The following is a 26,157-nucleotide window of genomic DNA, read 5'->3' as shown; positions in this document are numbered from 1 at the left end:
GCGGCCCCCCGCCCATGGGGCGCCCCCCCCCCCCCCCGCGGCCCCCGCGGTGATCCGCGGGGCCGGCTGCTGGTGTCGTGCGCGCTCAGGCGTCCTTGTCGCTCTGCCAGGAGTAGAACTGCGTGGCCATCGCGTCCTTCGGACTCCGCCAGGTCTGCGGATCGTAGGGACTGACGAAGGCCGCAAGGCGTTCGCTGACGTCCCGGAACGCGGCGTGCTCGGTCACCTTGGCGATCGCCGGCCCGGGCGGCCGGTCGGCCTCGATGAGGTGGAGGTACACGTCGCCGAACTGGAACAGGCTGCGCCGGCGGACGCCGACGAGGTGCGGCAGCTCACCGCTGTCGGAGGCCGCGAACACCTCGGCGATGTCCGGTGCGGACCCGGGTGCCATACGGGCGACGATCAGTGCTTGGTGCATCGGGGGCGTCCCTTCGGAAGCCGTCGGGGGGAGAAGGCCGTCAGTTCGGCGTGACCGGAGCGGTCTCGCGGACGCGGGCACGCTGCTCGATGCGGTCCCGGATCAGGGCCATCTGGGTGCGGGAGTTGCGGTTGATGTTGTCGGTCATCCACGCGTCGTCCACGGGGGCGTCCGGCTTCATCGCGAAGTCCTGCGTCCAGTGCATCCGGACGCCCTGCGGCGTCTCGGCGTACGTCCACAGGATGTTCATGTACTCGAACGGACCGGTCTCCACGCGCCTGGCGCGCACCGTGAGGGCCGCCCGGTCCGCCTCGCGCTCCGAGACCCAGGACCAGACCTTGCCGTTCTCGTCCGGGTACATGGTCAGCCGGAACACCGTCCGGTTGCCCTCCCGTTCGATCACCTCCACGGAGGCGTACTCGGTGAACAGCTGTGGCCAGTGGTCCACGTCGTTGGTCACCTCCCAGACCAGGTCCAGGGGTGCGTCGATGGTGATCTCGTTCTCGGTGTGCCCGGCCATTTCAGGCTCCTGCCATCAGGGTGTCGTTGACGAGGTCGAGGAACTCGCGCGGTGTCTTGCAGCGGTCGGCGTCGACCGGGAGCGCCCGGCCGTACCGGTTCTCCAGCTCGCCGACGATGCCGAGCAGGCCCAGCGAGTCGAGGCCGTACGCCTCGAACGGGATGTCCGGGTTGCTGTCCATCTGGGCCGGGTCGACGGATATGCCGGCGCCCTTCTTCATCAGCGCGGACAGCTCCTGGACGGTCAGTCGTGCGGTCATGCGATCCTCCTTCACGAGAGGTTGTCGGCGTCGCGCCGGAGCACGAGCGCCGCGTTGGAACCCATCAGTCCCCGGCTCAGCACCAGTGCCGTGCGCAGCTCGGCGGGCCGTGCCGTGCCCGTCACCAGAGCGATGTCGTGACAGACGTCGAACACATGAGGGGTGGGCGGGACCAGGCCGTGCTCCAGCGAGAGCACCGCGGCGGCGACGTCGAGCACCGGTGCTCCGCAGTAGGCCCGGCCGGTGCCGGTCTTGGGCGCCGTCACCGGCACCCGGCTGCCGTGCGGGCCGAGGGCGTCGGTGAGGGCCAGCGCCTCGGCGCGGTCCGCGTCCGGCAGCCCCAGCGCGTCCGCGAAGACCACGTCGATCTCCTCGGGCGCGCAGCCCGCCTCGTCGAGCGCCCCGCGGATCGCCCGGGCGAGCCCCTCGCGGGACTCCTCCCACCGTGAGGCGCCGGTGAACGTCGCGCCGTGCCCGGCCACTTCGGCGCGCACGGTGGCGCCGCGCGCGACGGCGGCGGACTCGTCCTCGACGACGAGCATGGCGCCGCCCTCCGCGGGCACGAACCCGCAGGCGTGCGCCGTGAACGGGCGGTACGCCCGATCCGGTTCCTCGGACGTGCTGAGCTCCCGGTAGCCCAGCTGGCAGACGACCGAGTACGGCGCGAGCGGCGCCTCGGCCGCGCCGACGACCACGCTGTCGGTACCGCGCCGTACGGCGCCGGCGGCGTGCGCCAGGGCGTCGAGCCCGCCGGCCTCGTCACTGGCGACGACACCGCACGGCCCCTTGAAGCCGCCGCGGATGGAGATCTGGCCGGTGCTCGCCGCGTAGAACCAGGCGATGGACTGGTAGGGGCCCACATAGGTCGAGCCCTGGCCCCACAGCCGCTGCAGCTCACGCTGGCCGAACTCGCCTCCGCCCGATCCGGCCGCCGTGACGACCCCGACGGCGAAGGGCTCCTCCTGGCTCCCGGGGTTCAGGCGCGCGTCCGCCAGCGCCATGTCGGCGGCCGCCATCGCGAAGTGGGTGAACCGGTCCGTCTGGACCAGGAACCGCTGCTCGACCAGCGCCTGCGGATCGAAATCCCGGACCTCGCCCGCGACGCGCAGCGGCAGGTGCTCGCAGCCCTCGCGGGTGACGCGGTCGAGCGCGCTGATCCCCTCGCGCATGGCCTTCCAGAAGGCGTCGGCGCCCACGCCGCCGGGGGCGACGACTCCGATGCCGCTGATGACGGCGCGACGGCTCTGACGAGGGCTCATGGTGTCCTCCCACCTGGCCTGGTGAGCACCACCGCGGACTGGAATCCGCCGAACCCGCTGCCGACCGACAGCACGGTGCGCAGCTTCTTCTCGCGTGCCGTGCGCGGGACGTAGTCCAGGTCGCACTCGGGGTCGGGCGTCTCGTAGTTCGCCGTGGGCGGCACCGTCTGGTGGACGAGCGCCAGGACGCAGGCGACGACCTCGATCGCGCCGATCGCGCCCAGCGAGTGGCCCACCATGGATTTGATCGAGCTCATCGGCACCTTGTACGCGTGCTGCCCGAGCGACCTCTTGACCGCGGCGGTCTCGTGCCGGTCGTTCTGCTGCGTCCCGGAACCGTGGGCGTTGACATAGTCGACGTCCGACCCGTTCAGCCGGGCGTGGTCCAGGGCATGGTCGATGGCGCGCGCCATCTCCAGGCCCTCGCGGGTGAGACCGGTCATGTGGTGGGCGTTGCCGAAGGTGGCGTAGCCGCCGATCTCGCAGTAGACGTGGGCACCGCGGGCCCGGGCGTGCTCGAGCTCCTCCAGCACGAGGACCGCGCCGCCCTCGCCCATCACGAACCCGTCGCGGTGGGCGTCGAACGGGCGCGAGGCGTGCGCCGGGTCGTCGTTGTTCGGTGAGGTCGCCTTGATCGCGTCGAAGCACGCCACGGTGATCGGGGAGATCGGCGAGTCCGAGGCGCCGGCGACACAGATGTCGACCCGGCCGTCCTCGATGGCGTGGAACGCGTAACCCACCGCGTCCAGCCCCGACGTGCAGCCCGTGGACACGGTCTGCACGGGCCCGTGCGCGCCCGTCAGTTCGGCTATCTCCGAGGCGAGGGCGCTGGGTGAGAACGCCCGGTGGAGATGCGGCCCCGCCTCGCTGTGGTCGACGTCCCAGCGGCGGCCCGAGCTGCTGACCGCCACGTAGTCGTGCTCCAGCCGGGTGGTGCCGCCGACCGCGGTGCCCATGGACACCCCGATCCGCCAGGGATCCTCCCGCGCCATGTCCAGACCGGCGTCGGCGAGCGCCTCACGCGCCGCGACGATGGCGAACTGCACGTACCGGTCGGCCCGTTGCACCTGCTGGGCGTCGAGGCCGTGGACCGCGGGATCGAAGTCGACCTCCGCCGCTATACGGGACCTGAAGCCCGCCGGGTCGAACAGGGTGATGCCCCGCGTCGCGGTCCGGCCGTCCGCGAGCAGGCCCCAGAACGCCGGGGCGCCCACGCCTCCGGGTGCGACGATGCCGACACCGGTCACCGCCACACGTCTGTTCACGAAACCGCTCCCGTGGGCTCGGAGGGCCGGTGCGTCGCGGTGCCCTCCGCGGCGGGGGTCTCCTCCGTGTCGACGTGCCCGAGTTCCGGGCGCGGGGCCAGCGGCCCCAGGTGGAAGACCATGCGGGCCTCGGTGCGGCCCACGTTGCGGAACCGGTGGCGCACGTACGGGGGGATCATCAGACCCTGGTCGGTCCGGATCGGGTGCGTCTCGCCGTCCAGATCGACCTCGAGGTCGCCGGCGACCACGTACACGAACTCCTCGGAGTACGGGTGGTAGTGCTCGCCGATACGGTCTCCGGGTTCGACGATCGCGAGGCCCATGAAGCCGCTCGTCGCCCCCACCACGGTGGGTGTGAGCATGGCGCGCAGGTCACCACCGCGCCGGCGGTTGGGCTGGGTCTCGCTGAGGTCGACGATGCGGTGCGTTGTGCTCATGACTGTTTCCTCCACAGGGCCGGAAGTCGGTCAGCCGCGGTGCGCGGTGCCCGGCTCCGCTCGGACGGGCGCGGTTCAGGAAGCGCGGCGGTCGGTGATCAGACGCATGTCGGCGCTCTCCAGGAGGCGCGCCGCCACCTTCTCGTCGGTGAGCGACCCGTCCACACCGAGAGCTTCGAGATCCAGCAGGCGCGCCAGCACGTCGGCCTTGCGGGGGCCGCGCGCGCCGAGGGCGAGCAGCGGGTCGGTGTCCAGCGGACCGCGCGCGTCGACGAGCCGTACGACGATGTCGTCGCGCTGGAAGACGGTGCTGCTGTCGATGAGCCCCGCGGGAACGTCCGCGGCGGCCTCGTCCTGCTGGGCCAGCAGCTTGGCCAGCGCCATGCCGCAGCCCTTCTTGGCCGGGTAGTACAGACCGTGCCGCACGACGTCCTGGGGCCTGCCGCCGGTCGTGGCCAGATGATGGACGGCCGGAAGAGCCGCGCGCGTGAAGAACACGCGGGCCGACTTCGGGTCGTCGAGGTCACGGTCCTGCTCCAGGTACGGGTTGATGGCCTCTTCGACCGCCCGCACCTCGGGCTGGCGGGCCACGTGCCGCAGTGCCGCCAGCAGGTCGCCCTGCACCTCCACGGTCCGCACGACACGGTTGCCGTGCATGAACAGGGAGGTACGGCGCAGCCGGGTGGTGTCGTCGACCCGGGCCTCGGGGGAGGTGTATCCCGCGAGGATCTCGGCGACCTTGTGCTCGCAGTCCGGCCTGACCGTGAAGGTGAGGGCGTGCCGTACGACGCCGTCACCGACGCGGGGCGCCGGCTGCGTGCCCGTGCGGCGCCTCGCCGAGACCGGGGTGCGTGCCCCGTCCGTCTCGCGCAGCACGCTGTAACGGAAGGACCGGGTGTCGCGCACGCAGTCGTGCAGCGGCTGGACGGTCTCCAGGTGTTCCTCGCTGTTCACCCAGGCGAGGAACGGCGGGGCGCTCTCCCATTCGCTGGTGATCAGCCACTGCGAGGGGTTCTCTATGGACTGGCACAGTTGGTCGGAGATGTGGCCGGGGACGGACGCCACCTGGTGCCGCATGTGCTCGTAGGCGGCGAGGAACTGCTGCTGTGCCCCGTCGTAGAGATCGAGCATCAGTACCACGCGCAGCCGGGAGCCGTCGAAGGCCGACTGGGATATACGTTCGGACAGCGTCGTCATGGTCACGCCTCTCCTTGGACAGTGAGCCCGCCACACCGGCGTACGACACCGGTCCTCGGAAGATCCCGAGCATGAGATCCGGTGCGTACGGTCCGTCGATCGCCGTCAACGGCTGTGGCGGTCCGGTCTCGATCCTCGCCACGTACCACCGGTGGCGCGAGATGTGTGAACCAGGCGGGTGAAGCGGCGACCCGAAGCGCCGTTCCGGGGGCATGGAAACGTCGTCCCCTTCCCGGCGGCCGCAGCAGGAGCTGTTCGATGCAAAAACAGGCTGAAGTACACGTACCTGTCCTCGTCGTGGGCGGCTCCCTGGTGGGCCTGTCCACGTCCCTCTTCCTCGGCCGGCTCGGCATCGAGCACATGCTGGTCGAACGGCATGCGGGCACCTCGATGCACCCGCGCGGCCGCGGCAACAACGTGCGCACCATGGAGCTGTTCCGCACGGCCGGCGTGGAGGACCCCATCCGTGAGGCCGGCCGGGTCCTGGCCGAGAACCACGGCATCCTCCAGACGCCCTCGCTCACCGGCGGCGGCGGCGAATGGCTGATCAAGGAGGTGCAGCACAGCAGCGGCGCGTCCCGCTTCAGCCCGGCCCCCTGGTGCGTGTGCAGTCAGAACGACCTGGAGCCGGTGCTCCTGGAGTACGCCACGAAGTACGGCGGCGATCTGCGGTTCTCCACCGAGCTGCGCTCTTTCGAACAGGACGGCGCGGGCGTCACGGCGCTCGTCGAGGACCGGATGACGGGCCGGATCGGCACCGTACGCGCGGACTACCTCGTCGCCGCCGACGGGCCGCGCAGCCCGGTGCGCGAACGGCTCGGCATCGGCCGGTCGGGGCCGGGCGACCTGTTCCACAACGTGAGCATCACCTTCCGCTCGCGCGGCCTCGCGGCCGTGGTCGGGGACCGCCGCTTCATCGTCTGCTACCTCACCGACCCGGCCGCCGACGGCGCCCTGCTGCCGGTGGACAATGCCGAGAACTGGGTGTTCCACGCGCCGTGGCAGCCCCAGACCGGCGAGACGCTCGACGACTTCACCGACGAGCGCTGCATCGAGCACATCCGCCGCGCGACCGGCGCCCTCGACCTCGACGTCGAGATCACCGGCAAGGCGCCCTGGCACGCCGCCGAGCGGGTCGCCGAACGGTACGCCGACGGCCGTGTCTTCCTCGCGGGCGACTCCGCGCACGAGATGTCCCCGACGGGCGCGTTCGGCTCCAACACCGGTATCCAGGACGCCCACAACCTCGCCTGGAAGCTCGCCGCCGTCCTGCAGGGCCACGCGGGCCCCGGCCTGCTGGACACCTACGACGCCGAGCGCCGGCCGGTCGCGGTGGCCACCAGCAAGCGGGCCTCCGTCCGATCCGAGGAGCACAGCCACCCCGGCTACGCGCCCGCCCCCAGCGGCGGCGGGAGGCAGAGCGGGATGCTGACCGTCGCCCTCGGCTACCGCTACCGCAGCGGTGCGGTCCTGGGCGCCGACCCCGCACTGCCCGTCGTCCCCCAGGGGCTGCAGCTCACGGGTGAACCGGGCAGCCGCGCCCCGCACCTGTGGGTGCGCCGCGGCGGCGAGAGCGGCATGGTGTCCACCCTCGACCTCTACGAGCGCTCCTTCGTCCTGCTGACGGACGCGGGCCCCGGCGGCGGCGCCTGGCACGCGGCCGGCGTGGACGCCGCCGCCCGGATGCGCGTCCCGCTCGACGTGTACCGCATCGGCGAAGGCCCCGGCGCCGACCTGGTGCCCGAGACCGGCGTCGACTGGCGGGCCGCGCACGGTACGACCGGCGAAGGGGCCCTGCTGGTACGGCCGGACGGCTTCGTCGCCTGGCGCTCGCCGGGCTCCGTACCCGACCCCGAAGCCGTGCTGTCCGACGTGCTGGAGTCGGTGCTCCACCGTTCACCGACGAGCCGCGGCCGAGCCGCGGGCGCCTGATAGCGTCCGAGGGGAGACGGCTCGCCGTCTCCCCTTTCCCGTGCCGGAGCCCGGCCGGAAGGGCACTCCCGGGGAGGAGCCGGGGCTGTTGCGCGGGTCCCGCCCGCGTGAACACCCGGGGCCGTACGGCCGTACTCCTCGCCGGCAACGACACCGGACCACCGTCCCGGCCGGGCACCGACCGCGTCGGCCGGGCAGGAAGGGACACGCTGTGACAGCTTCACCCGCGAAGGACCGGCAGACCGCCCTCCGCACCGAACTGGAGCGCCGCAACCCGGGCGAGCCCGAGTTCCACCAGGCGGCCCGGGAGGTCCTGGAGAGCCTGGGCCCCGTGTTCGCCGCGCGTCCCGAGTACGCGGAGCCGGGGCTCGTCGAGCGGCTCTGCGAGCCCGAGCGGCAGATCATGTTCCGGGTGCCCTGGCAGGACGACCACGGCGCGGTCCACGTGAACCGGGGATTCCGGGTGGAGTTCAACAGCGCGCTCGGCCCCTACAAGGGCGGGCTGCGCTTCCACCCCTCGGTCAACCTCGGTGTCGTGAAGTTCCTCGGCTTCGAGCAGATCTTCAAGAACGCCCTCACCGGACTCGGCATCGGCGGCGGCAAGGGCGGCAGCGACTTCGACCCGCACGGCCGCTCGGACGCCGAAGTCATGCGTTTCTGCCAGTCGTTCATGACCGAACTCCACCGGCACATCGGGGAGCACACCGATGTGCCGGCGGGTGACATCGGGGTGGGCACCCGCGAGATCGGCTACCTCTTCGGCCAGTACCGGCGCATCACCAACCGCTGGGAGGCCGGGGTGCTCACCGGCAAGGGGCTCGCCTGGGGCGGCTCCGCGTTCCGCACCGAGGCGACCGGCTACGGCAGCGTGCTGTTCGCCGCCGAGATGCTGAGCCTGCGCGGCGAGGAGCTCGCGGGCCTGACGGCCGTCGTCTCCGGTTCGGGCAACGTCGCGGTCCACACGATCGAGAAGCTGACGAACAGCGGCGCGCACCCGGTCACCTGCTCCGACTCCCAGGGCTGCGTCGTCGACGAGAAGGGCATCGACGTCGAACTCCTCAAGCAGGTCAAGGAGGTCGAACGCGGACGCGTCAGCGACTACGCGGACCGCCGGGGGTCCTCGGCCCGCTATGTGCCGGGCGGCAGTGTGTGGGACGTCCCCGCCGACATCGCCTTCCCCTCGGCCACCCAGAACGAACTGGACGCGCAGCACGCCCTCACGCTCGTCCGCAACGGCGTGCGCGCGGTCTCCGAAGGCGCCAACATGCCCTGCACGCCCGAGGCGGTGCGCATCCTCCAGGACGCGGGCGTCGCCCTCGGCCCCGGCAAGGCGGCCAACGCCGGCGGCGTCGCGGTCAGCGCCCTGGAGATGCGCCAGAACGCCTCCCGCGACTCCTGGACGCCCGCTCGGGTGGAGAAGGAGCTCGAACTGATCATGGGCGACATCCACCGGATCTGCTACGAGACGTCCGAGCGCTACGGCGTCCCCGGCGACTACGTGACCGGCGCGAACATCGCGGGCTTCGAGCGCGTCGCGGACGCTATGCTGGCCCAGGGCCTCGTCTGATCCGTCCGGGGCTCGGCCCCCGCCGCCAGGGCCCTACGCGGCGGGCACGGGGCCGAGCGCCCGGTTCGGTCAGGCCGGCGGTCAGCAGGTCGCGCGGACGTGACCCGGCTCGCCCGCGGGGCGCACGTCGCGGTCGCGCAGCACGACGGACAGGCGCGGCCACGTGCGGCACGCGGCGGCGAAGTCCTCCTTCTCGTACTCGACGTCGAAGACGCGGCCGTCGTACGCGCGCGTGAAGCCGGAGCACTCGTCGTAGCGCGCGCACTCCTCCACGACCGCGAAGTCGAAGCCGATGTCCCCGTGTCTGTCGAGCAGTTGGGTGGTGTTCTTCTGGGCGATCGCGAGCCCCCGGGCGTGGGCCCGGTCCGCCAGCAGCCGGGCGAAGGCGACGGCGTCGGCCTCGGTGAGCAGGCCGTCCGACCGGGTGTACGAGTCGAGGTTGTCGGGCTCGACCGCGTGGAATCCACGCTCCGCGCAACCGTCGATCCACGGGCCCACGACACCGAGCAGCGAGCGGCGTTTGCCGTCCGACGAGAGGTCGAACAGCGGCTCGTCCCAGTCCTCGTCGACGACCAGCTCGCCGTCGTGCCCGCGCAACAGCAGGTCCGGGTGCTTCGTCCGCCACCAGGCGACGGCATCCCCGGGCTGTGCCTGGAAGGCGTTGACGTAGCAGATGTTGTACAGACCCGGCACGGGCTCTGCGCCCCGGTCGCGGGAGACGGCCTCGACGTCGCCGGCCGGCCGATAGGCGCCGCCCAGCTGGTAGTCGAACACCGCACCCGCCGCCGGGCGCCGGACGCCGTCCCCGTCGGGACCGGGCGCCGTGGGACGCGGACGGGCGTCCGTGGGCGTGGAGCACGCGCTCAGCAGCATCAGCAGGACAGCGGCGGTGGCGGTGGCCGCGACGCGGGTCCTGGGGGTGGGGCGCCTCATGCTCCTGCTCCGGTGCCCGCGGCGGGACCGGCGGGCACGGCCCCCGGCTGCGCGACGAGCGCGAGCACCTCCGCCTTTGCCCGTCCGGCGGGCACTCCCGCCGCGACGAGCGTCGCGACGGCGGTCGCCCGCCCGTCGTCCTTCCAGGCACCGGTGTTGACGCTCTCCAGCAGCGAGAGCGTCAGGGACTCGAGGGCCGCGCTCAGCGCGGGTGCCGGGACGGGGGTGGGGAACGCCCCGGCCGCCCGGCCCCGTTCCAGGATCGCGTTCACCGTCGCACGTGTGGGGGAGAGGATCTCGGTGACACGCTCGACGCCCAGGTCGCGCCGGGCCAGGGCGATCAGCATGCGGTAGCGGTCGCCGACCGGCCACATCGTCAGCACGAAACGGGCGAGTGAGCGCTCGGCGGGCTCGTCCGGGGCACTCGTCGCCGCGTACGCGCCGACCGCGTCCCGCAGTGCAGCGGCGGCCTCGTCGGCGAGCGCCTCGAGCAGCGCCTGACGGCCCGGGAAGTGACCGTAGACGGTGCGGCGTACGACGCCCGCGGCCCGCGCGATCTCCTCCAGGGTGGTGTCCGGGCTGAAGCCCAGTTCGCTCCGTGCGACGGCGAGGATGCGGGCGCGGTTGGAGCGGGAGTTGCGCCTCTGCGGCTCGCGGGCTGGGGGCTTGGTCACGGCGGTACCTCGGGGCCGGGGTCGCGCGGCTCTCCCGCGGACGGATCTTCATGGTGGCACGCGGGCGGCCGCCCAAGAAGCCGACCGCGGCCCGCAGCAGGCCGATTCCGGTGCATGCGGAGGCCGGCGCGGTCGTCTCCGGCGGGAGACGCTCCGTGGGCGGCACGACGTCGCGCCGGGCGGCCCGGTGCACGGGGCATCCCCGGCCCGCCGGGCCGAGGGGATGCATGCCGGCGCGTCCGTGCGGCTGCCGGCGTGTGCCCGTGCCGTGTGGGTCCGTACCCGCCCGGCCGCGGCGACGGCGTGCTCGACTGTGTGGCGCGTGGATTCCCGGACTCCGGGGGCGGCGCGTCCTCGCCGGCTGCCGGCGAGCGCCCGTGCCGTGGGGCGGTGCGTGTCCGAGGGCCGTGACGGCGTGGCGCGGCGGTTCCCGGACGCCTGGGGGATCGGTTGATCAGCCGCGCTCCCGGCCGTGTCACCGGTCCGAGCCGGACCTCTTCGTTCCGGACGCCGTCGAGCCGCGGACCACCAGCTCCGGCATGAACACGAACTCGCTGTGGGGCGCCGGCGTGCCGCCGACCTCCTCCAGCAGCGCACGGACCGCCGCCTGGCCCATGGCCTGCACGGGCTGGCGGATCGTGGTCAGCGGGGGATCGGTGAAGGCTATGAGCGGCGAGTCGTCGAAGCCGACCACCGAGATGTCCTTCGGCACGTGCAGCCCCTGCTGCCGCGCCGCCCGGATCGCGCCGAGCGCCATCATGTCGCTGGCGCACACGATGGCCGTGCAGCCGCGCGCGATGAGTCCGGAGGCGGCGGCCTGGCCGCCCTCCAGCGTGTAGAGCGAGTGCTGGATCAGCTCCTGCGACTCCTCGGCGGACAGGCCCAGCCGCTCCTTCATCGCCGCCTGGAAGCCCTCTATCTTGCGCAGCACGGGCACGAACCGCCGGGGACCGAGGGCCAGGCCGATCCGGGTGTGGCCGAGCGAGACCAGGTGGGTTACCGCCAGCTGCATGGCGGCCCGGTCGTCGGGGGAGACGAAGGGCGCCTGCACCTTGGGGGAGAAGCCGTTGACCAGGACGTACGGCACACCCTGGGCGCGCAGCCGGTCGTAGCGCTCCATGTCGGCCGTGGTGTCGGCGTGCAGGCCGGAGACGAAGATGATCCCGGCGACGCCCCGGTCGACCAGCATCTCGGTCAGCTCGTCCTCGGTGGATCCGCCGGGCGTCTGGGTGGCGAGGACGGGGGTGTACCCCTGGCGGGTCAGCGCCTGGCCGATCACCTGCGCCAGGGCGGGGAAGATGGGGTTGTCCAGCTCGGGGGTTATCAGGCCGACGAGGCCCGCGCTGCGCTGGCGCAGCCGCACGGGCCGTTCGTAGCCGAGCACGTCGAGCGCGGCCAGGACGGATTCACGGGTGGCCGCCGCCACACCGGGCTTGCCGTTGAGCACGCGGCTGACTGTGGCTTCACTGACCCCCGCCTGGGCTGCGATGTCGGCGAGCCGCGCGGTCATGTCAGTGGACTGTACCGGGCGTACGGAAAATTGCCCACCACGCTCCGGATTCAGTCGGTTCCGGTGCGAGGCCGGAAGCGCCCGATCACATGCCTGCAAAGGCTTGCGGGCCGCTTGCGGATGCCTTGCAGCTCGGGCCACCCTGTGTCGGGACCGGTGTCAAGCGATGTGACGGCAACTCTCCGGACACGCGAATGTAACGATCATCGGTCCTTGCAGAAATTTGCCGCAAGGTCTTTCCGATGCTTTTCAGCCCTGTTACGTTCCTGGCAACCCGGCGCCGCGAGGGAGCGGTCGGCGGGAGGCACGTCTTCGCCTCCGCCCTTCCGGGCACAGTTGAAGGAGTTCACATGCGGCGTGGCATAGCGGCCACCGCGCTGGTAGCGGCACTGGCCCTCTCGGCGACGGCGTGCGGTGGGGGCAGCGAAGAGAGCAAGGCTGACGGCCCGGTCACCATCACGTGGTGGGACACCTCGAACGCGACCAACGAGGCGCCCAACTACAAGGCCCTCATCAAGGAGTTCGAGGCGGCCAACAAGGACATCACGGTGAAGTACGTGAATGTCCCCTTCGACCAGGCCCAGAACAAGTTCCAGACCGCCGCCGGCAGCAAGGGCGCCCCCGACATCATCCGTGCCGACGTCGGCTGGACCGGGGCGTGGGCGAAGCAGCAGTTCCTCGCCCCGCTCGACGGCACCGATGCCCTGAAGAACTCCGAGGACATCACGCCCGCCCTGCTGAAGCAGGCGCAGTACGAGGGCAAGACCTACGGTGCGCCGATCGTCACCGACACCCTCGCGCTGATGTGGAACAAGGACCTCCTGAAGAAGGCCGGCTTCGACGCGCCGCCCACCACCTGGGACGAGCTGAAGAAGGTCTCCAAGGCGGTCGCCGACAAGACCGACGCCGACGGGTTCTGGCTGAACAAGGCCGGTTACTACCAGATGCCGTTCCTCTACGGCGAGGGCACCGACCTGATCGACTCCGACGGCAAGAAGATCACCGTCAACTCGGACGAGGCCGTCAAGGCGATCGAGACCAGCAAGAGCCTGCTGGCCGCCGACGGTGTCGCGAAGCTCGACGTGTCCGCCGACGCCTACGCGCACATGCAGGACGCCTTCACGACCGGCAAGGTCGCCATGATCGTCCAGGGCCCGTGGGAGCTCACCAACATCTACAAGGGCGCCGCGTTCAAGGACGCCAAGAACCTCGGCATCTCCAAGGTGCCGGGCGGCCCGGCCGGCGTCGGCGCCCCGATCGGCGGCCACAACCTGTCGGTCTACGCGGGGGCGGACGCCGCGCACCAGAAGGCGGCCCAGAAGTTCATCGGCTTCATGACCTCCGGTGAGACCCAGGCGAAGATCGCCATGAAGAACAGCACCCTGCCGACCCGTACCTCCGCCTACACCGCCGAGGTCAAGGCACTGCCCGGCTTCGCCGACATGCAGACCGTGCTGGCCGAGAGCGGCAAGGCGCGCGGCTCGGACCCGAGCTACAGCTCCCTGTACACCGACTTCGAGACCAACGTCACCAAGATCCTCCAGGACAAGGTGAGCGTGCAGAAGGGCCTGGACGACACCGCCGCGGCCTACAAGAAGCTGCTCCAGGACTACTCCTGAGCCCAGCGGCCGGTCCGCCCTCCTGACGGGGCGGGCCGGCCGCACAGCCGCGTCCCGACCGACTCCCGCAGTCAACTGCCGAGAAGAACGCCGAGAAGGTGCCGAAGATGACCGTCGCCGCCGAGGGTGCAACCGCCGCAGAGCGCGGGCGCGCCCCGCGCCCCGGGCGCCCCGGGCTCTTTGCCCGTATGAAGCTGTCGTACGAGAAGAACTGGTACGCCTGGGCCATGGTGGCCCCGGTCGTCCTCGTGCTCGGCGTGCTGGTGCTGTATCCGCTCGTCCGCGGCATCTACCTGTCGATGACGAACGCCGACAGCACGAACATCGGCCGCACCATCGGCGTCAACAAGATCCCGGACTCGTTCTCGTGGGTCGGCCCGGACAACTACACGGAGATCCTCTCGGGCGCCGACGGCCAGTTCTGGCCGCACTTCGTCTGGACGATCGTGTGGACCGTCGTCTGCGTCGCCTTCCACTACGGCATCGGACTCGGCCTCGCGCTGCTGCTCAACCGCAAGCTGCGCGGCCGCACCTTCTACCGCCTCGTCCTGATCCTGCCGTGGGCCGTGCCCACCTTCGTCACCGTCTTCTCCTGGCGGCTGATCCTCGCCGACGAGGGCGGCATCCTGAACACCGCTCTCGGCTGGCTCCAGTTGCCGCAGCCGGGCTGGCTCAGCGACGTCTTCTGGCAGCGGACCTCCGCCGTCATGGTCAACGTCTGGGTCGGCGTGCCCTTCATGATGGTCTCGCTGCTCGGCGGGCTCCAGTCCATCAACGGCGACCTGTACGAGGCGGCCGAGATGGACGGCGCGAGCGCCTGGCAGCGCTTCCGCCACGTCACGCTGCCCGGTCTGCGGTCGGTCAGCTCCACCGTGATCCTGCTCGGCGTGATCTGGACCTTCAACCAGTTCGTCGTGATCTTCCTGCTCTTCGGCGCGACCGGCGCCCCCGAGGCGCAGATCCTCGTCACCTGGGCGTACCGCCTCGGCTTCGGCCAGGACCCGCGCGACTACGCCGGCTCGGCCGCGTACGGCGTGATCATCCTGTCGATGCTCATCGTCTTCGCCTCCTTCTACCGGCGCTGGCTCGCTCGCAACGAGCAGTCCGCCGCCTGATGCCGACAAGGACACCACCGACATGAGCACCCTCACCGAACGCCCCGCCGCAGCCCCGTCGAAGCGCCCCGCCCGCCCCGCCGACCGGACGGGCGCCCGCCGCCGCGGCGAGCGCAGCCGCGGCGCCTCGATCGCCATCCACGCCACGCTGATCGTCGCGAGCTTCATCGCCTTCTTCCCGGTCGGCTGGATCGCCTGGATCTCGCTCGGCCCGGACAAGACCGACTTCCTCCACCCCGACAGGATCGCCGGGAAGATCAGCTTCGAGAACTACTCGGCCGTTCTCGCCGACACCCAGTTCCTCACCTGGTTCGGCAACTCGATGATCGTGGCCCTCGGGACCTGCCTGCTGGGCGTGTTCATCGCCGCCAGTTCCGGATACGCCGTGTCCCGCATGCGCTTCCCCGGCTACCGCCAGCTGATGTGGACCTTCCTGGTCACCCAGATGTTCCCCGTCGCCATCCTGATGGTGCCGCTCTACAAGATCGTGGCCGACCTGGGCCTGCTGGACACCTACGGGGCGCTCATCCTCGTCTACTGCACCACGGCCGTCCCGTACTGCGCCTGGCTGCTCAAGGGATACTTCGACACGATCCCGCACGAGATCGACGAGGCGGGCCGCGTCGACGGACTCACCCCGTTCGGCACCTTCTACCGGCTGGTCCTGCCGCTCGCCCGGCCGGGCCTGGCGGTGGCCGCCTTCTACACCTTCCTCACCGCGTGGGGCGAGGTCGCGTACGCCTCCGTCTTCATGCTCAGCGAGGGCAAGTACACCCTGTCGATCGGCCTGACCACCTTCGTCAGCCAGTACGACACCCAGTGGGACCTGATGGCCGCCACCGCGGTCCTCATCGCCCTGCCCGCGTCGCTCGTCTTCTACCTCGTCCAGCGCCATCTGGTCACCGGCCTCACCGCCGGCGCGGCGAAGTCCTGACGCGCCGCCGACCTTTCCCGTCCGCCATCTCTTACTCAGGGAAGACATGACCCAGCACCTCACTGCCCCCGCGCACACCCTCGACAGCACCCGTCCGGGCTGGTGGCGCGACGCGGTGATCTACCAGGTCTATCCGCGCAGCTTCGCCGACGGGAACGGCGACGGCATGGGCGACCTCGAAGGCGTGCGCAGCCGGCTGCCGTACCTGAAGGACCTCGGCGTCGACGCCGTCTGGCTCAGCCCCTTCTACGCCTCCCCGCAGGCCGACGCCGGGTACGACGTCGCCGACTACCGTGCCATCGACCCCATGTTCGGCTCGCTCCTCGACGCCGACGGGCTCATCCGCGACGCCCACGCCCTGGGCCTGCGCATCATCGTGGACCTCGTCCCGAACCACTCCTCCGACCAGCACGAGTGGTTCAAGCGCGCGCTGCGCGAGGGGCCCGGGTCGCCGCTGCGGGCCCGCTACCACTTCCGCCCCGGCAAGGGGAAGAACGGCGAACTGCCGCCCAACGACTGGGAGTCCATCTTCGGCGGACCGGCGTGGACGCGCACCGAGGACGGCGAGTGGTACCTCCACCTGTTCGCGCCCGAGCAGCCCGACTTCAACTGGGAACACCCCGCCGTCGCCGACGAGTTCCGCTCCATCCTGCGCTTCTGGCTCGACATGGGCGTCGACGGCTTCCGCGTCGACGTCGCCCACGGCCTGGTCAAGGCCGACGGCCTGCCCGACCTGGGCAGCCACGACCAGCTCAAGCTGCTCGGCAACGACGTCATGCCCTTCTTCGACCAGGACGGCGTGCACGCGATCTACCGCAGCTGGCGCAAGATCCTCGACGAGTACCCCGGTGAGCGGATCGCCGTCGCCGAGGCGTGGACGCCGACCGTGGAGCGCACCGCGAACTACGTGCGCCCCGACGAGCTGCACCAGGCGTTCAACTTCCAGTACCTCGGCACCCCGTGGGACGCCGACGAGCTGCGTGCCGTGATCGACCTCTCGCTGGCGGCCATGCGGCCCGTCGGTGCCCCCGCCACCTGGGTGCTGTCCAACCACGACGTCACCCGGCACACCACCCGCTTCGCCAACCCGGCGGGCCTCGGCACCCAGATCCGCACGGCCGGCGACCGCGAGCTGGGCCTGCGCAGGGCCCGCGCGGCGACGCTGCTGATGCTCGCGCTGCCCGGCTCCGCGTACATCTACCAGGGCGAGGAACTGGGTCTGCCCGACGTCACCGACCTGCCCGACGAGGTCCGCCAGGACCCGTCGTTCTTCCGCGCGGCGGGCCAGGACGGGTTCCGCGACGGCTGCCGCGTGCCGATCCCGTGGACGGTCGAGGGCTCCTCGTACGGCTTCGGCAGCGGCGGCAGCTGGCTGCCGCAGCCCGACAGCTGGGCCGCGCTCAGCGTCGAGGCGCAGACCGGCGACCCCGACTCCACGCTGGAGCTGTACCGCAGCGCCCTCGCGGTGCGCCGCGCACGGCCCGAGCTCGGCGCGGGCGACGCGGTGGAGTGGCTGGACGCCCCCGACGGCGTGCTCGTCCTGCGCCGCGGCGGCTTCGTCTGCGTCGCCAACACCACGTCCGAGGCCGTCACCCTGCCTGCCTACGGCCGGCTGCTGCTGGCCAGTTCGCCGGTGAAGGTCACCGGCGAGGCTGCCGAGGTGCCCGCCGACACCACCGCCTGGTGGGCGGTGTGACGGTCCCTCCGCCTCGGGGCGACGCCGCGCACGCCGTCCCGAGGCTCGCCGACCTCGCCCTCCAGGCAGGGGTCAGCGAAGCCACCGTCAGCCGGGTGCTCAACGGCAAGGCAGGTGTCGCCGCCACGACCAGGCACCGGGTGCTGGCCGCGCTCGACGTGCTCGGCTACGAGCGGCCCGTGCGGCTCAAGCGGCGCAGCGCCGGTCTGGTCGGGCTGGTCATCCCCGAGCTGACCAACCCGATCTTCCCGGCGTTCGCCCAGGTCATCGAGCAGGTGCTGGCCGGGCACGGGTACACGCCCGTGCTGTGCACGCAGATGCCGGGCGGCGCCACCGAGGACGAGCTCGTGGAGCAGCTGGAGGAACGTGGCGTCACGGGCATCGTGTTCCTGTCCGGGCTGCACGCCGACACCTCGGCCGACCCCTCGCGCTATGTGCACCTCGCGTCCCGAGGAGTGCCGTTCGTCCTCATCAACGGCTTCAACGAGCGGGTCGACGCGCACTTCGTCTCACCCGACGACCGCTCGGCGGCGCGCATGGCGGTGCGCCATCTCGTGGAGCTGGGGCACGAACGCATCGGCCTCGCCGTGGGCCCCACCCGGTATGTGCCCTCCCGCCGCAAGGCCGAGGGATTCACGGCGGCCCTGCACTCGCTGCTGGGCGTTCCCCACGAGGAGGCCCAGCGCCTCATCCGGCGCACGCTGTTCTCGGTGGAGGGCGGACAAGTGGCCGCCGGGGCACTGCTCGACGCGGGCTGCACGGGCATCGTGTGCGGCAGCGACCTGATGGCGCTCGGCGCGATCCGCGCCGTGCGCGGGCGCGGCCTCGACGTGCCGCGCGACGTCTCGGTGGTCGGCTTCGACGACTCGCCGCTGATCGCGTTCACGGATCCGCCGCTCACGACGGTGCGTCAGCCCGTGCAGGCGATGGCGACGGCCGCGGTGGACGCGCTGATCGAGGAGATCGACGGAAACCCCGTGCAGCGCACGGAGTTCGTCTTCCAGCCGGAACTCGTGGTGCGCGGCTCCACGGGGGCTCCCGCCGCCTGACGGGGACGGTCCGGCCGGCCGGGCGCGTGGGGCCCGGCACGGACCGGGACCCCCGGCCGGCGCGGACCCCGCGGCGGCCACCCACTCGGGACGACCGCCGACGGCCCCTGCCCCGGTTCCATCACGGCCCCGGTGGGGGCCGGACCGGAGTCGTGGTTGAACGTAACACCGCTGCAATGACTTGCGAAAGAGCTTGCGGACACGGATCGGCCACGTTTCCCCGTTGTCACCCACCCCGTCATGAACCCTTGTCCGGAGGGTTGACCGGGTCGCGCGGGGGGTCGTACGGTCTCGACCGCAACGAGTTTCAGACTTCTTGCACAAGAATTCTCAAAGGCCTTGCGGGCACGGCGCGTTGACCGTACGAGGCTGCCCCCTCGCATCCGCACCTCCCTGAAGAGCAGGAGGAATCATGGCCCGCAGAACCGTGGCCGCTGCACTCGCCGTCCTGGCGGGAGCCGCTGCGGCCGTCACGGCCCCCTCACCGGCCCAGGCCGCGCCGCCCGGCGACAAGGACGTCACCGCCGTGATGTTCGAGTGGAAGTTCGCCTCCGTCGCCAAGGCCTGTACGGACCAGCTCGGTCCCGCAGGGTACGGCTACGTCCAGGTCTCGCCGCCCCAGGAACACATCCAGGGCTCGCAGTGGTGGACCTCGTACCAGCCCGTCAGCTACCGGATCGCAGGCCGCCTCGGCGACCGCACCGCCTTCAAGAACATGGTCGACACCTGCCACGCCGCGGGCGTGAAGGTCGTCGCCGACACCGTCATCAACCACATGGCCGCGGGCTCCGGGACGGGCACAGGCGGCTCCTCGTACGGGAAGTACGACTACCCGGGGCTGTACTCCTGGTACGACCTGAACAACTGCACCGCGCAGATCAGCAACTACCAGGACCGCTGGAACGTGCAGGAGTGCGAGCTCGTCGGGCTCGCCGACCTGGACACCGGCGAGGAGTACGTCCGCACGAAGATCGCCGGCTACATGAACGACCTCCTGTCGCTCGGCGTCGACGGCTTCCGCATCGACGCCGCCAAGCACATGGCGGCCGCCGACCTCGCCGCCGTCAAGTCCAAGCTGACGAACCCGTCCGTGTACTGGAAGCAGGAGGCCATCTACGGCGCGGGCGAGGCCGTCTCGCCGAGCGAGTACCTCGGCAACGGCGACGTGCAGGAGTTCCGCTACGCACGCGACCTCAAGCGCGTCTTCCAGAACGAGAACCTCGCCTACCTGAAGAACTACGGCGAGGGCTGGGGCTACATGGAGTCCGCCAAGTCCTCCGTCTTCGTCGACAACCACGACACCGAGCGCGGCGGCGACACGCTCAACTACAAGAACGGCGCCGACTACACCCTGGCGAACGTCTTCATGCTGGCCTGGCCGTACGGGTCGCCCGACGTGCACTCCGGCTACGAGTGGTCGGACAAGGACGCCGGGCCGCCCAACGGCGGGCACGTCAACGCCTGCTGGAGCGACGGCTGGAAGTGCCAGCACGCCTGGCGTGAGATCTCCTCCATGGTCGCCTTCCGCAACGTCTCCCGCGGCCAGTCCGTCACCAACTGGTGGGACAACGGCGGCGACCAGATCGCCTTCGGCCGCGGCTCCAAGGCGTACGTGGCCATCAACCACGAGACCTGGTCGCTCACCCGCACCTTCCAGACCTCGCTCCCGTCGGGCACCTACTGCGACGTACAGAACAACAGGCCGGTCACGGTGAACGGCTCCGGCCAGTTCACCGCGACCCTCGGCCCCAACACCGCGGTCGCGCTGCACGCCGGCGCACGCTCCTGCGGCTGACGTCCACCGCACTCCCGCCGCCCCGCTCCTCCTCCCCGGAGCGGGGCGGCACTCCGTACCCGTTCACCACCCTCATCCAGGAGATCCGCTGTGATACGCCCCCGTATCCGCCTGCGCCCGGGCGCGGCCGCGGTCGCCGCCGCGGCGACGGTCGCGGCGCTCGTCCCCGCCCTGCCGGCGGTGGCCGCGCCCGAGCCGCCCCCGCCGCCCTCGGACAGAGCCCTGGCCGCGCAGCCGGCCCGCCACGACCTGACCCGCGAGCAGTTCTACTTCGTCCTGCCCGACCGTTTCGCCAACGGCGACACGGGCAACGACCGCGGCGGGCTCACCGGCACCCGGACGACCACCGGGTACGACCCCACCGACAAGGGCTTCTACCAGGGCGGTGACCTCAAGGGGCTCACCGAGAGGCTCGACTACATCAAGGGCCTCGGCACCACCGCCATCTGGATGGCGCCGATCTTCAAGAACCAGCCGGTGCAGGGCGAGGGCAAGGACGCGAGCGCCGCCTACCACGGCTACTGGATCACCGACTTCACCCAGGTCGACCCCCACTTCGGGACCAACGCCGATCTGGAGAGGCTGATCGACAAGGCCCACGACAAGGGCATGAAGGTCTTCTTCGACGTCATCACCAACCACACGGCCGATGTCGTCGACTACCAGGAGAAGTCGTACGGCTACCTCTCCAAGGGCGCCTTCCCGTACCTGACGAAGGACGGGAAGCCGTTCGACGACAGCGACTACGCCGACGGGACCCGCCGTTTCCCCGCGACCGACCGGGACTCCTTCCCGCGCGTCCCCGTCGTGCCGGCCGCCAAGAAGGACATCAAGGTCCCCGCCTGGCTCAACGACCCGGAGATGTACCACAACCGGGGCGACTCGACCTTCGCCGGCGAGTCCTCCGAGCACGGCGACTTCTCGGGCCTCGACGACCTGTGGACCGAGCGGCCCGAGGTCGTCGAGGGCATGGCGAAGATCTACCAGCGCTGGGTGCGCGACTTCGGCATCGACGGCTTCCGCATCGACACGGTCAAGCACGTCAACATGGACTTCTGGACCCAGTGGGCGACCGCGCTCGACGCGTACGCGGCCAAGCAGGGACGGGACGACTTCTTCATGTTCGGCGAGGTCTACTCGGGCGACCCGGCGATCACCGCGCCGTACGTCACCCGCGGCCGCCTCGACGCGACCCTGGACTTCCCGTTCCAGGACGCCGCCCGCGCCTACGCCTCGCAGGGCGCCTCCGCGGACAAGCTCGCGAACCTCTTCGCCCAGGACTACCGCTACACCACGGACAAGGCCAACGCCTACGAGTCGGTGCCCTTCCTCGGCAACCACGACATGGGCCGCTTCGGCACCTTCCTGCGCCAGGACAACCCGCGGGCCGGCGACGCCGAGCTGCTGCAGCGCTACCGCCTCGCCAACGAGCTGATGTTCCTCAGCCGCGGCAACCCGGTGATCTACTACGGCGACGAGCAGGGCTACACCGGCGCGGGCGGTGACAAGGACGCGCGCCAGACCCTGTTCGCCTCGCGCACGGCCGACTACCTCGACGACGACCAGCTCGGCACCGACCGCACGCACGCCGAGGACGCGTACGACACCACCCACCCGCTGTACCGTTCCGTCGCCGCGCTGTCGAAGCTCACCAAGGCGCACCCCGCGCTCCGCGACGGCGTGCAGCAGCAGCGCTACGCGGAGGGCTCCGTGTACGCCTTCTCCCGTACGGACGCCAAGGCGAAGACCGAGTACGTCGTGGCCCTGAACAACGCGGGCACGGCCAAGACGGTCCGCATCCCGACCGGTTCGGCCGGCACGGACTTCACCGCGATCCACGGCGGCGACACCACGGTCCGCAGCGGAGACGACCGGACCGTCGAGGTCACCGTCCCGGCGCTCTCGTCGCTCGTGCTCAAGGCCGCCAAGCCGCTCGCCGCGCCCGGCACGAAGCCCTCCGTCGTCCTGAAGGCACCCGAGGCGGGCGCCACCGGCACCGTCGAGGTCTCGGCCGACGCCGACGGCGGGCAGCTCGGCCGGGTCGTGTTCGCCGCGCAGGTGGGCAACGGCCCCTGGCAGGTCCTCGGATCCGCCGACCACGCCCCCTACAAGGTCACCCAGCACATCACCGCACCCGCGGGGACGGCCCTGCGCTACAAGGCCGTCGTCGTCGACTCCGAGGGCCGCACCGCGAGCGCCACGGCCGCCACGACCAGCGGCGCGCCCGCCGTCGAACAGCCCCCGACCGCGACCCAGCGGGACTACGCGATCGTCCACTACAAGCGCGCCGACGGGGACTACGCCGACTGGAACCTGTACACCTGGGGCGACATCGCCGACGGCGAGGGAACGACCTGGCCCGCGGGCAAGCCCTTCACCGGCCGGGACGCGTACGGCGCCTTCGCCTACGTGAAGCTGAAGCCCGGAGCCTCCTCCGTCGGCTTCATCGCCGTGAACAAGGACGGCGTGAAGGACACCGACGCCGACCGCACCATCGACCTGTCGAAGACCGGTGAGGTGTGGATCGAGCAGGGCAGGCCCGGCCTGTCGAACACCGCGCCCGAGGGCGCCTACCCGCCCCAGGACACGTCCAAGGCCGTCCTGCACTACAAGCGCGCGGACGGCGACTACGCGGGCTGGGGCCTGCACACCTGGACCGGGGCGGCGAACCCGACCGACTGGTCCAAGCCCCTGGAGCCGGTGCGGACGGACCCGTACGGCGCCGTCTTCGAGGTGCCGCTCGCACCGGGAGCCACCTCGCTCAGTTACATCCTGCACAAGGGAGACCAGAAGGACCTGCCCTCCGACCAGTCCCTCGACCTCAAGGCCAACGGCCACGAGGTGTGGCTCCTGGCCGGCCAGGAGAAGTACCTGCTGCCGCAGCCCAAGGGCGGCGGCGCGGCCCTGGACCTCACCAAGGCGCACGCCGTCTGGATCGACGAGGACACCGTGGCCTGGAACGGCAGCGACGCCGCCGCGTCGGGGGCGCTGCTCTACTCCCGGGAGGGCTCCATAGCCGTCGAGAACGGCGCGCTGACGGGTGACGCGCGCGTGCTGCGGCTGACCAGGACGTCGCTGACCGACGCGCAGAAGGCGAAGTACCCGCACCTGAAGACGTACACGGCCCACCGCGTCGACGCACGCGACCGCGACCGGGTGCGCGAGGCACTGCGCGGCCAGGTCGTGGCCGCCCAGTACGCGGCCAACGGCGCCGTCGTCGCGGCGACCGGGGTCCAGATCGCCGGGGTCCTCGACGATCTGTACGCGCCGGAGGCCACCAAGGCGTCGCTCGGCGCGACGTTCGACCGCAAGGGTGTGCCCACGCTGCGGCTGTGGGCGCCGACCGCGCAGAACGTCGCGCTGGAGCTCGGCGGGAAGACCGTCGCCATGCGCCGCGACGACGCGAGCGGCGTCTGGTCGGTGCGCGGAAGCAAGGGCTGGAAGGGGGACACGTACCGCTACGCCGTGCGCGTGTGGGCCCCGAGCGTGCAGAAGGTCGTCACCAACAAGGTCACCGACCCCTACTCCCTCGCACTGACGGCGAACTCCGAGCGGAGCGTCGTCACCGACCTCTCCGACCCGTCCCTGGCGCCCGCCGGCTGGTCCGCACTGAAGAAGCCCGCCGCCGTGCCGCTCAAGGACGCCCAGATCCAGGAGCTGCACATCCGCGACTTCTCCGTCGCGGACCCGACGGCCGACCACCGGGGCACGTACCTCGCCTTCACCGACAAGGACAGCAAGGGCTCGCAGCACCTGCGCGCCCTCGCCGGCGCCGGCACCTCCTACGTCCATCTGCTGCCCGCCTTCGACATCGGCACGATCCCGGAGAGGAAGGCCGACCAGCAGCAGCCCGAGTGCGACCTGAAGATCTACGCACCCGACTCCGAGGAGCAGCAGGCCTGCGTCGCGAGGGCCGCCGCCAAGGACGCCTACAACTGGGGCTACGACCCCCTGCACTACACGGTCCCCGAGGGCTCGTACGCCACCGACCCGGACGGCACGCGGCGCACGGTCGAATTCCGGCAGATGGTGAAGGCCCTCAACGACGACGGCCTGCGCACCGTCATGGACGTGGTCTACAACCACACCGTCGCGAGCGGCCAGGCCGACAAGTCCGTCCTGGACAGGATCGTGCCCGGCTACTACCAGCGGCTCCTCGCCGACGGCTCCGTGGCGACCTCCACCTGCTGCGCCAACACCGCGCCCGAGAACGCCATGATGGGCAAGCTCGTCGTGGACTCGATCGTCACCTGGGCGCGCGACTACAAGGTGGACGGCTTCCGCTTCGACCTGATGGGCCACCACCCGAAGGCCAACATCCTGGCGGTGCGCGAGGCGCTCGACCGACTCACCGTCGAGCGCGACGGTGTCGACGGGAAGAAGATCGTGCTGTACGGGGAGGGGTGGAACTTCGGCGAGATCGCCGACGACGCCCGCTTCGTCCAGGCCACCCAGAAGAACATGGCCGGCACCGGCATCGCGACCTTCTCCGACCGTGCGCGCGACGCGGTGCGCGGCGGCGGTCCGTTCGACGACGACCCGGGCGTGCAGGGCTTCGCCTCGGGCCTGTACACCGACCCGAACTCCTCGAAGGCCAACGGCACCGAGGCGGAGCAGAGGGCGCGGCTGCTGCACTACCAGGACCTGATCAAGGTCGGTCTCTCGGGCAACCTCGCCTCGTACTCCTTCACGGACACCCGCGGCCGCGCGGTCAAGGGCTCCGAGGTCGACTACAACGGCGCCCCGGCAGGCTACGCCGCGGCACCCGGCGACGCGCTCGCCTACGCGGACGCCCACGACAACGAGACGCTGTACGACACACTCGCCTTCAAGCTGCCGGCCGGTACCTCCCCGTCCGACCGGTCGCGGATGCAGGTGCTCGCGATGGCGACCTCGGCCCTGTCACAGGGGCCCGCGCTCTCCCAGGCGGGCACCGATCTGCTGCGCTCCAAGTCGTTGGACCGCAACTCGTACGACAGCGGCGACTGGTTCAACGCCATCCACTGGGACTGCCGCGACGGCAACGGCTTCGGCCGCGGCCTGCCGCCCGCCGCGGACAACAAGCCCAAATGGGGGTACGCGAAGCCGCTGCTGACCAACGCGTCGCTCACCGTCGGCTGCGCGCAGATCGACGGCGCCTCGGCCGCCTACCGTGACCTGCTGCGGATCCGGACCACCGAGCCCGTGTTCGGCCTCGCGACCGCCGAGGACGTCCAGTCCGCGCTGTCCTTCCCGCTGTCGGGCACGGACGAGACGCCGGGCGTGATCACCATGCGCCTCGGTGACCTCGTCGTGGTGTTCAACGCCACGCCCGAGCGGCAGACCCAGCGGGTCTCGGACCTCGCGGGCAGTGGCTACGCCCTGCACCCGGTACAGCGGTCGGGTGCCGACGAGGCGGTCAAGGCCTCGTCGTACGAGCGGAGTTCGGGAACCTTCACGGTCCCGGCCCGTACGGTCGCGGTCTTCGAGCGCGGCTGACCCACCGGATCCCTCCCGCTCCTCACCCGTGTCGCTGTTGGGCCGAAAGGGTGAGGGGCGGGAGGATGGTCCCATGAGTAGGTACGAGAGGTACGACGTCACCGACGAGCAGTGGGAGGGCCTGGCACAGGTGGTGCCGCTGCGCGGCCGTAACGAGTGGCCGTCGCGGGTGGACCACCGGACGGTGCCGCGGGACTACGCGGCCGCCGAGCAGCGCCGTTTCGTCGTGCTGCGGGTGCAGGTCTTCGCCGACGCGCGTGAAGTCGCCGAGTACCTCGTCAACCGCACGCCCGTCCTGCTGGACCTGACCGCGGCCGACACCGAAGTGGCCAAGCGCATCCTGGACTTCAGCAGCGGTGTCGTCTTCGGGCTCGGCAGCGCGATGCACCGGGTCGACCGCAACGTGTTCCTCCTCGCGCCGGTGGGCACCGAGGTGGAAGGAGCCGAGCCGGCCGCCGTACCTCATTCGTAGGACGGCCGCCCCGACGGAACGGTTCGGC

Annotated in this window: 19 protein-coding genes and 1 pseudogene; 10 read left to right on the top strand and 10 right to left on the bottom strand. The window is 71.2% G+C overall.

Features of this window, described 5'->3' with window-relative positions; genetic code table 11:
* Nucleotides 1–85: 85 nt before the first annotated feature.
* The 7 genes from AB0K02_RS30235 to AB0K02_RS30205 form a co-directional block, all read right to left on the bottom strand.
* Nucleotides 86–418, bottom strand: a complete 333-nt coding sequence (locus tag AB0K02_RS30235; protein ID WP_365995758.1) for a TcmI family type II polyketide cyclase — start codon at nt 416–418, stop codon at nt 86–88.
* Nucleotides 419–458: 40 nt separating this feature from the next.
* Complete coding sequence (locus AB0K02_RS30230; RefSeq protein ID WP_365995757.1) at nt 459–938, bottom strand: SRPBCC family protein; 480 nt, start codon at nt 936–938, stop codon at nt 459–461.
* A gap of 1 nt (nt 939) precedes the next feature.
* Complete coding sequence (locus AB0K02_RS30225) at nt 940–1,197, bottom strand: acyl carrier protein (RefSeq protein WP_365995756.1); 258 nt, start codon at nt 1,195–1,197, stop codon at nt 940–942.
* Between the two features lie 11 nt (nt 1,198–1,208).
* Nucleotides 1,209–2,456 carry a ketosynthase chain-length factor gene (locus tag AB0K02_RS30220; protein ID WP_365995755.1) on the bottom strand — a complete coding sequence of 416 codons (1,248 nt, stop codon included), beginning with the start codon at nt 2,454–2,456 and terminating at the stop codon, nt 1,209–1,211.
* Nucleotides 2,453–3,721: a beta-ketoacyl-[acyl-carrier-protein] synthase family protein gene (locus AB0K02_RS30215; protein WP_365995754.1), complete on the bottom strand. Its 1,269-nt coding sequence runs from the start codon at nt 3,719–3,721 to the stop codon at nt 2,453–2,455. The genes AB0K02_RS30220 and AB0K02_RS30215 overlap by 4 nt, the downstream gene beginning before the upstream one ends.
* Nucleotides 3,718–4,158 (bottom strand): cupin domain-containing protein, encoded by a 441-nt coding sequence (locus AB0K02_RS30210; protein WP_307712967.1) that lies wholly within the window; start codon nt 4,156–4,158, stop codon nt 3,718–3,720. The genes AB0K02_RS30215 and AB0K02_RS30210 overlap by 4 nt, the downstream gene beginning before the upstream one ends.
* Before the next feature lie 75 nt (nt 4,159–4,233).
* On the bottom strand, nt 4,234–5,355 hold the full coding sequence (locus AB0K02_RS30205; protein ID WP_365995753.1) for a SchA/CurD-like domain-containing protein: 1,122 nt from the start codon (nt 5,353–5,355) through the stop codon (nt 4,234–4,236).
* 258 nt (nt 5,356–5,613) lie between these two features.
* Here AB0K02_RS30205 and AB0K02_RS30200 point away from each other — a divergent pair, with 258 nt between their 5' ends.
* A complete protein-coding gene (locus tag AB0K02_RS30200) occupies nt 5,614–7,287 on the top strand; it encodes an FAD-dependent monooxygenase (RefSeq protein ID WP_365995751.1) in 1,674 nt (557 codons plus the stop codon).
* A gap of 211 nt (nt 7,288–7,498) precedes the next feature.
* Nucleotides 7,499–8,854: an NADP-specific glutamate dehydrogenase gene (gdhA, locus tag AB0K02_RS30195; protein WP_365995750.1), complete on the top strand. Its 1,356-nt coding sequence runs from the start codon at nt 7,499–7,501 to the stop codon at nt 8,852–8,854.
* 81 nt (nt 8,855–8,935) lie between these two features.
* Here gdhA and AB0K02_RS30190 read toward each other — a convergent pair whose 3' ends face one another.
* The 3 genes from AB0K02_RS30190 to AB0K02_RS30180 form a co-directional block, all read right to left on the bottom strand.
* Entirely contained in the window at nt 8,936–9,787 is an 852-nt protein-coding gene (locus AB0K02_RS30190) for an endo alpha-1,4 polygalactosaminidase (protein ID WP_365995749.1), read from the bottom strand.
* A complete protein-coding gene (locus AB0K02_RS30185; protein WP_365995748.1) occupies nt 9,784–10,461 on the bottom strand; it encodes a helix-turn-helix domain-containing protein in 678 nt (225 codons plus the stop codon). The genes AB0K02_RS30190 and AB0K02_RS30185 overlap by 4 nt, the downstream gene beginning before the upstream one ends.
* A gap of 475 nt (nt 10,462–10,936) precedes the next feature.
* On the bottom strand, nt 10,937–11,971 hold the full coding sequence (locus AB0K02_RS30180; RefSeq protein ID WP_365995746.1) for a LacI family DNA-binding transcriptional regulator: 1,035 nt from the start codon (nt 11,969–11,971) through the stop codon (nt 10,937–10,939).
* 350 nt (nt 11,972–12,321) lie between these two features.
* Here AB0K02_RS30180 and AB0K02_RS30175 point away from each other — a divergent pair, with 350 nt between their 5' ends.
* The 8 genes and pseudogenes from AB0K02_RS30175 to AB0K02_RS30140 all read left to right on the top strand — a co-directional run bounded on the left by AB0K02_RS30175 (nt 12,322) and on the right by AB0K02_RS30140 (nt 26,129).
* A complete protein-coding gene (locus AB0K02_RS30175; RefSeq protein ID WP_365995744.1) occupies nt 12,322–13,590 on the top strand; it encodes an extracellular solute-binding protein in 1,269 nt (422 codons plus the stop codon).
* Nucleotides 13,591–13,697: 107 nt separating this feature from the next.
* Nucleotides 13,698–14,705 carry a sugar ABC transporter permease gene (locus AB0K02_RS30170; protein WP_365995743.1) on the top strand — a complete coding sequence of 336 codons (1,008 nt, stop codon included), beginning with the start codon at nt 13,698–13,700 and terminating at the stop codon, nt 14,703–14,705.
* A gap of 22 nt (nt 14,706–14,727) precedes the next feature.
* The gene (locus tag AB0K02_RS30165) at nt 14,728–15,639 is read left to right on the top strand and encodes a carbohydrate ABC transporter permease (protein ID WP_365995741.1); all 912 of its coding nucleotides are present in this window, start codon (nt 14,728–14,730) and stop codon (nt 15,637–15,639) included.
* Between the two features lie 46 nt (nt 15,640–15,685).
* Nucleotides 15,686–17,335 (top strand): glycoside hydrolase family 13 protein, encoded by a 1,650-nt coding sequence (locus AB0K02_RS30160; RefSeq protein WP_365995740.1) that lies wholly within the window; start codon nt 15,686–15,688, stop codon nt 17,333–17,335.
* On the top strand, nt 17,323–18,384 hold the full coding sequence (locus AB0K02_RS30155; protein WP_365995739.1) for a LacI family DNA-binding transcriptional regulator: 1,062 nt from the start codon (nt 17,323–17,325) through the stop codon (nt 18,382–18,384). The genes AB0K02_RS30160 and AB0K02_RS30155 overlap by 13 nt, the downstream gene beginning before the upstream one ends.
* A gap of 412 nt (nt 18,385–18,796) precedes the next feature.
* Nucleotides 18,797–20,173: pseudogene (locus tag AB0K02_RS30150) on the top strand (alpha-amylase family protein); the annotation flags it as partial.
* A gap of 99 nt (nt 20,174–20,272) precedes the next feature.
* A complete protein-coding gene (pulA, locus tag AB0K02_RS30145) occupies nt 20,273–25,657 on the top strand; it encodes a pullulanase-type alpha-1,6-glucosidase (RefSeq protein ID WP_365995760.1) in 5,385 nt (1,794 codons plus the stop codon).
* Nucleotides 25,658–25,730: 73 nt separating this feature from the next.
* The gene (locus AB0K02_RS30140) at nt 25,731–26,129 is read left to right on the top strand and encodes a cell division protein SepF (protein WP_365995738.1); all 399 of its coding nucleotides are present in this window, start codon (nt 25,731–25,733) and stop codon (nt 26,127–26,129) included.
* Nucleotides 26,130–26,157: the final 28 nt, after the last annotated feature.

This window comes from Streptomyces sp. NPDC049597 (genome assembly GCF_040675505.1).
GTDB lineage: Bacteria > Actinomycetota > Actinomycetes > Streptomycetales > Streptomycetaceae > Streptomyces.
The sequence above is the reverse complement of the archived record's forward strand: the minus strand, read 5'-3'. Positions and strand labels throughout refer to the sequence as shown.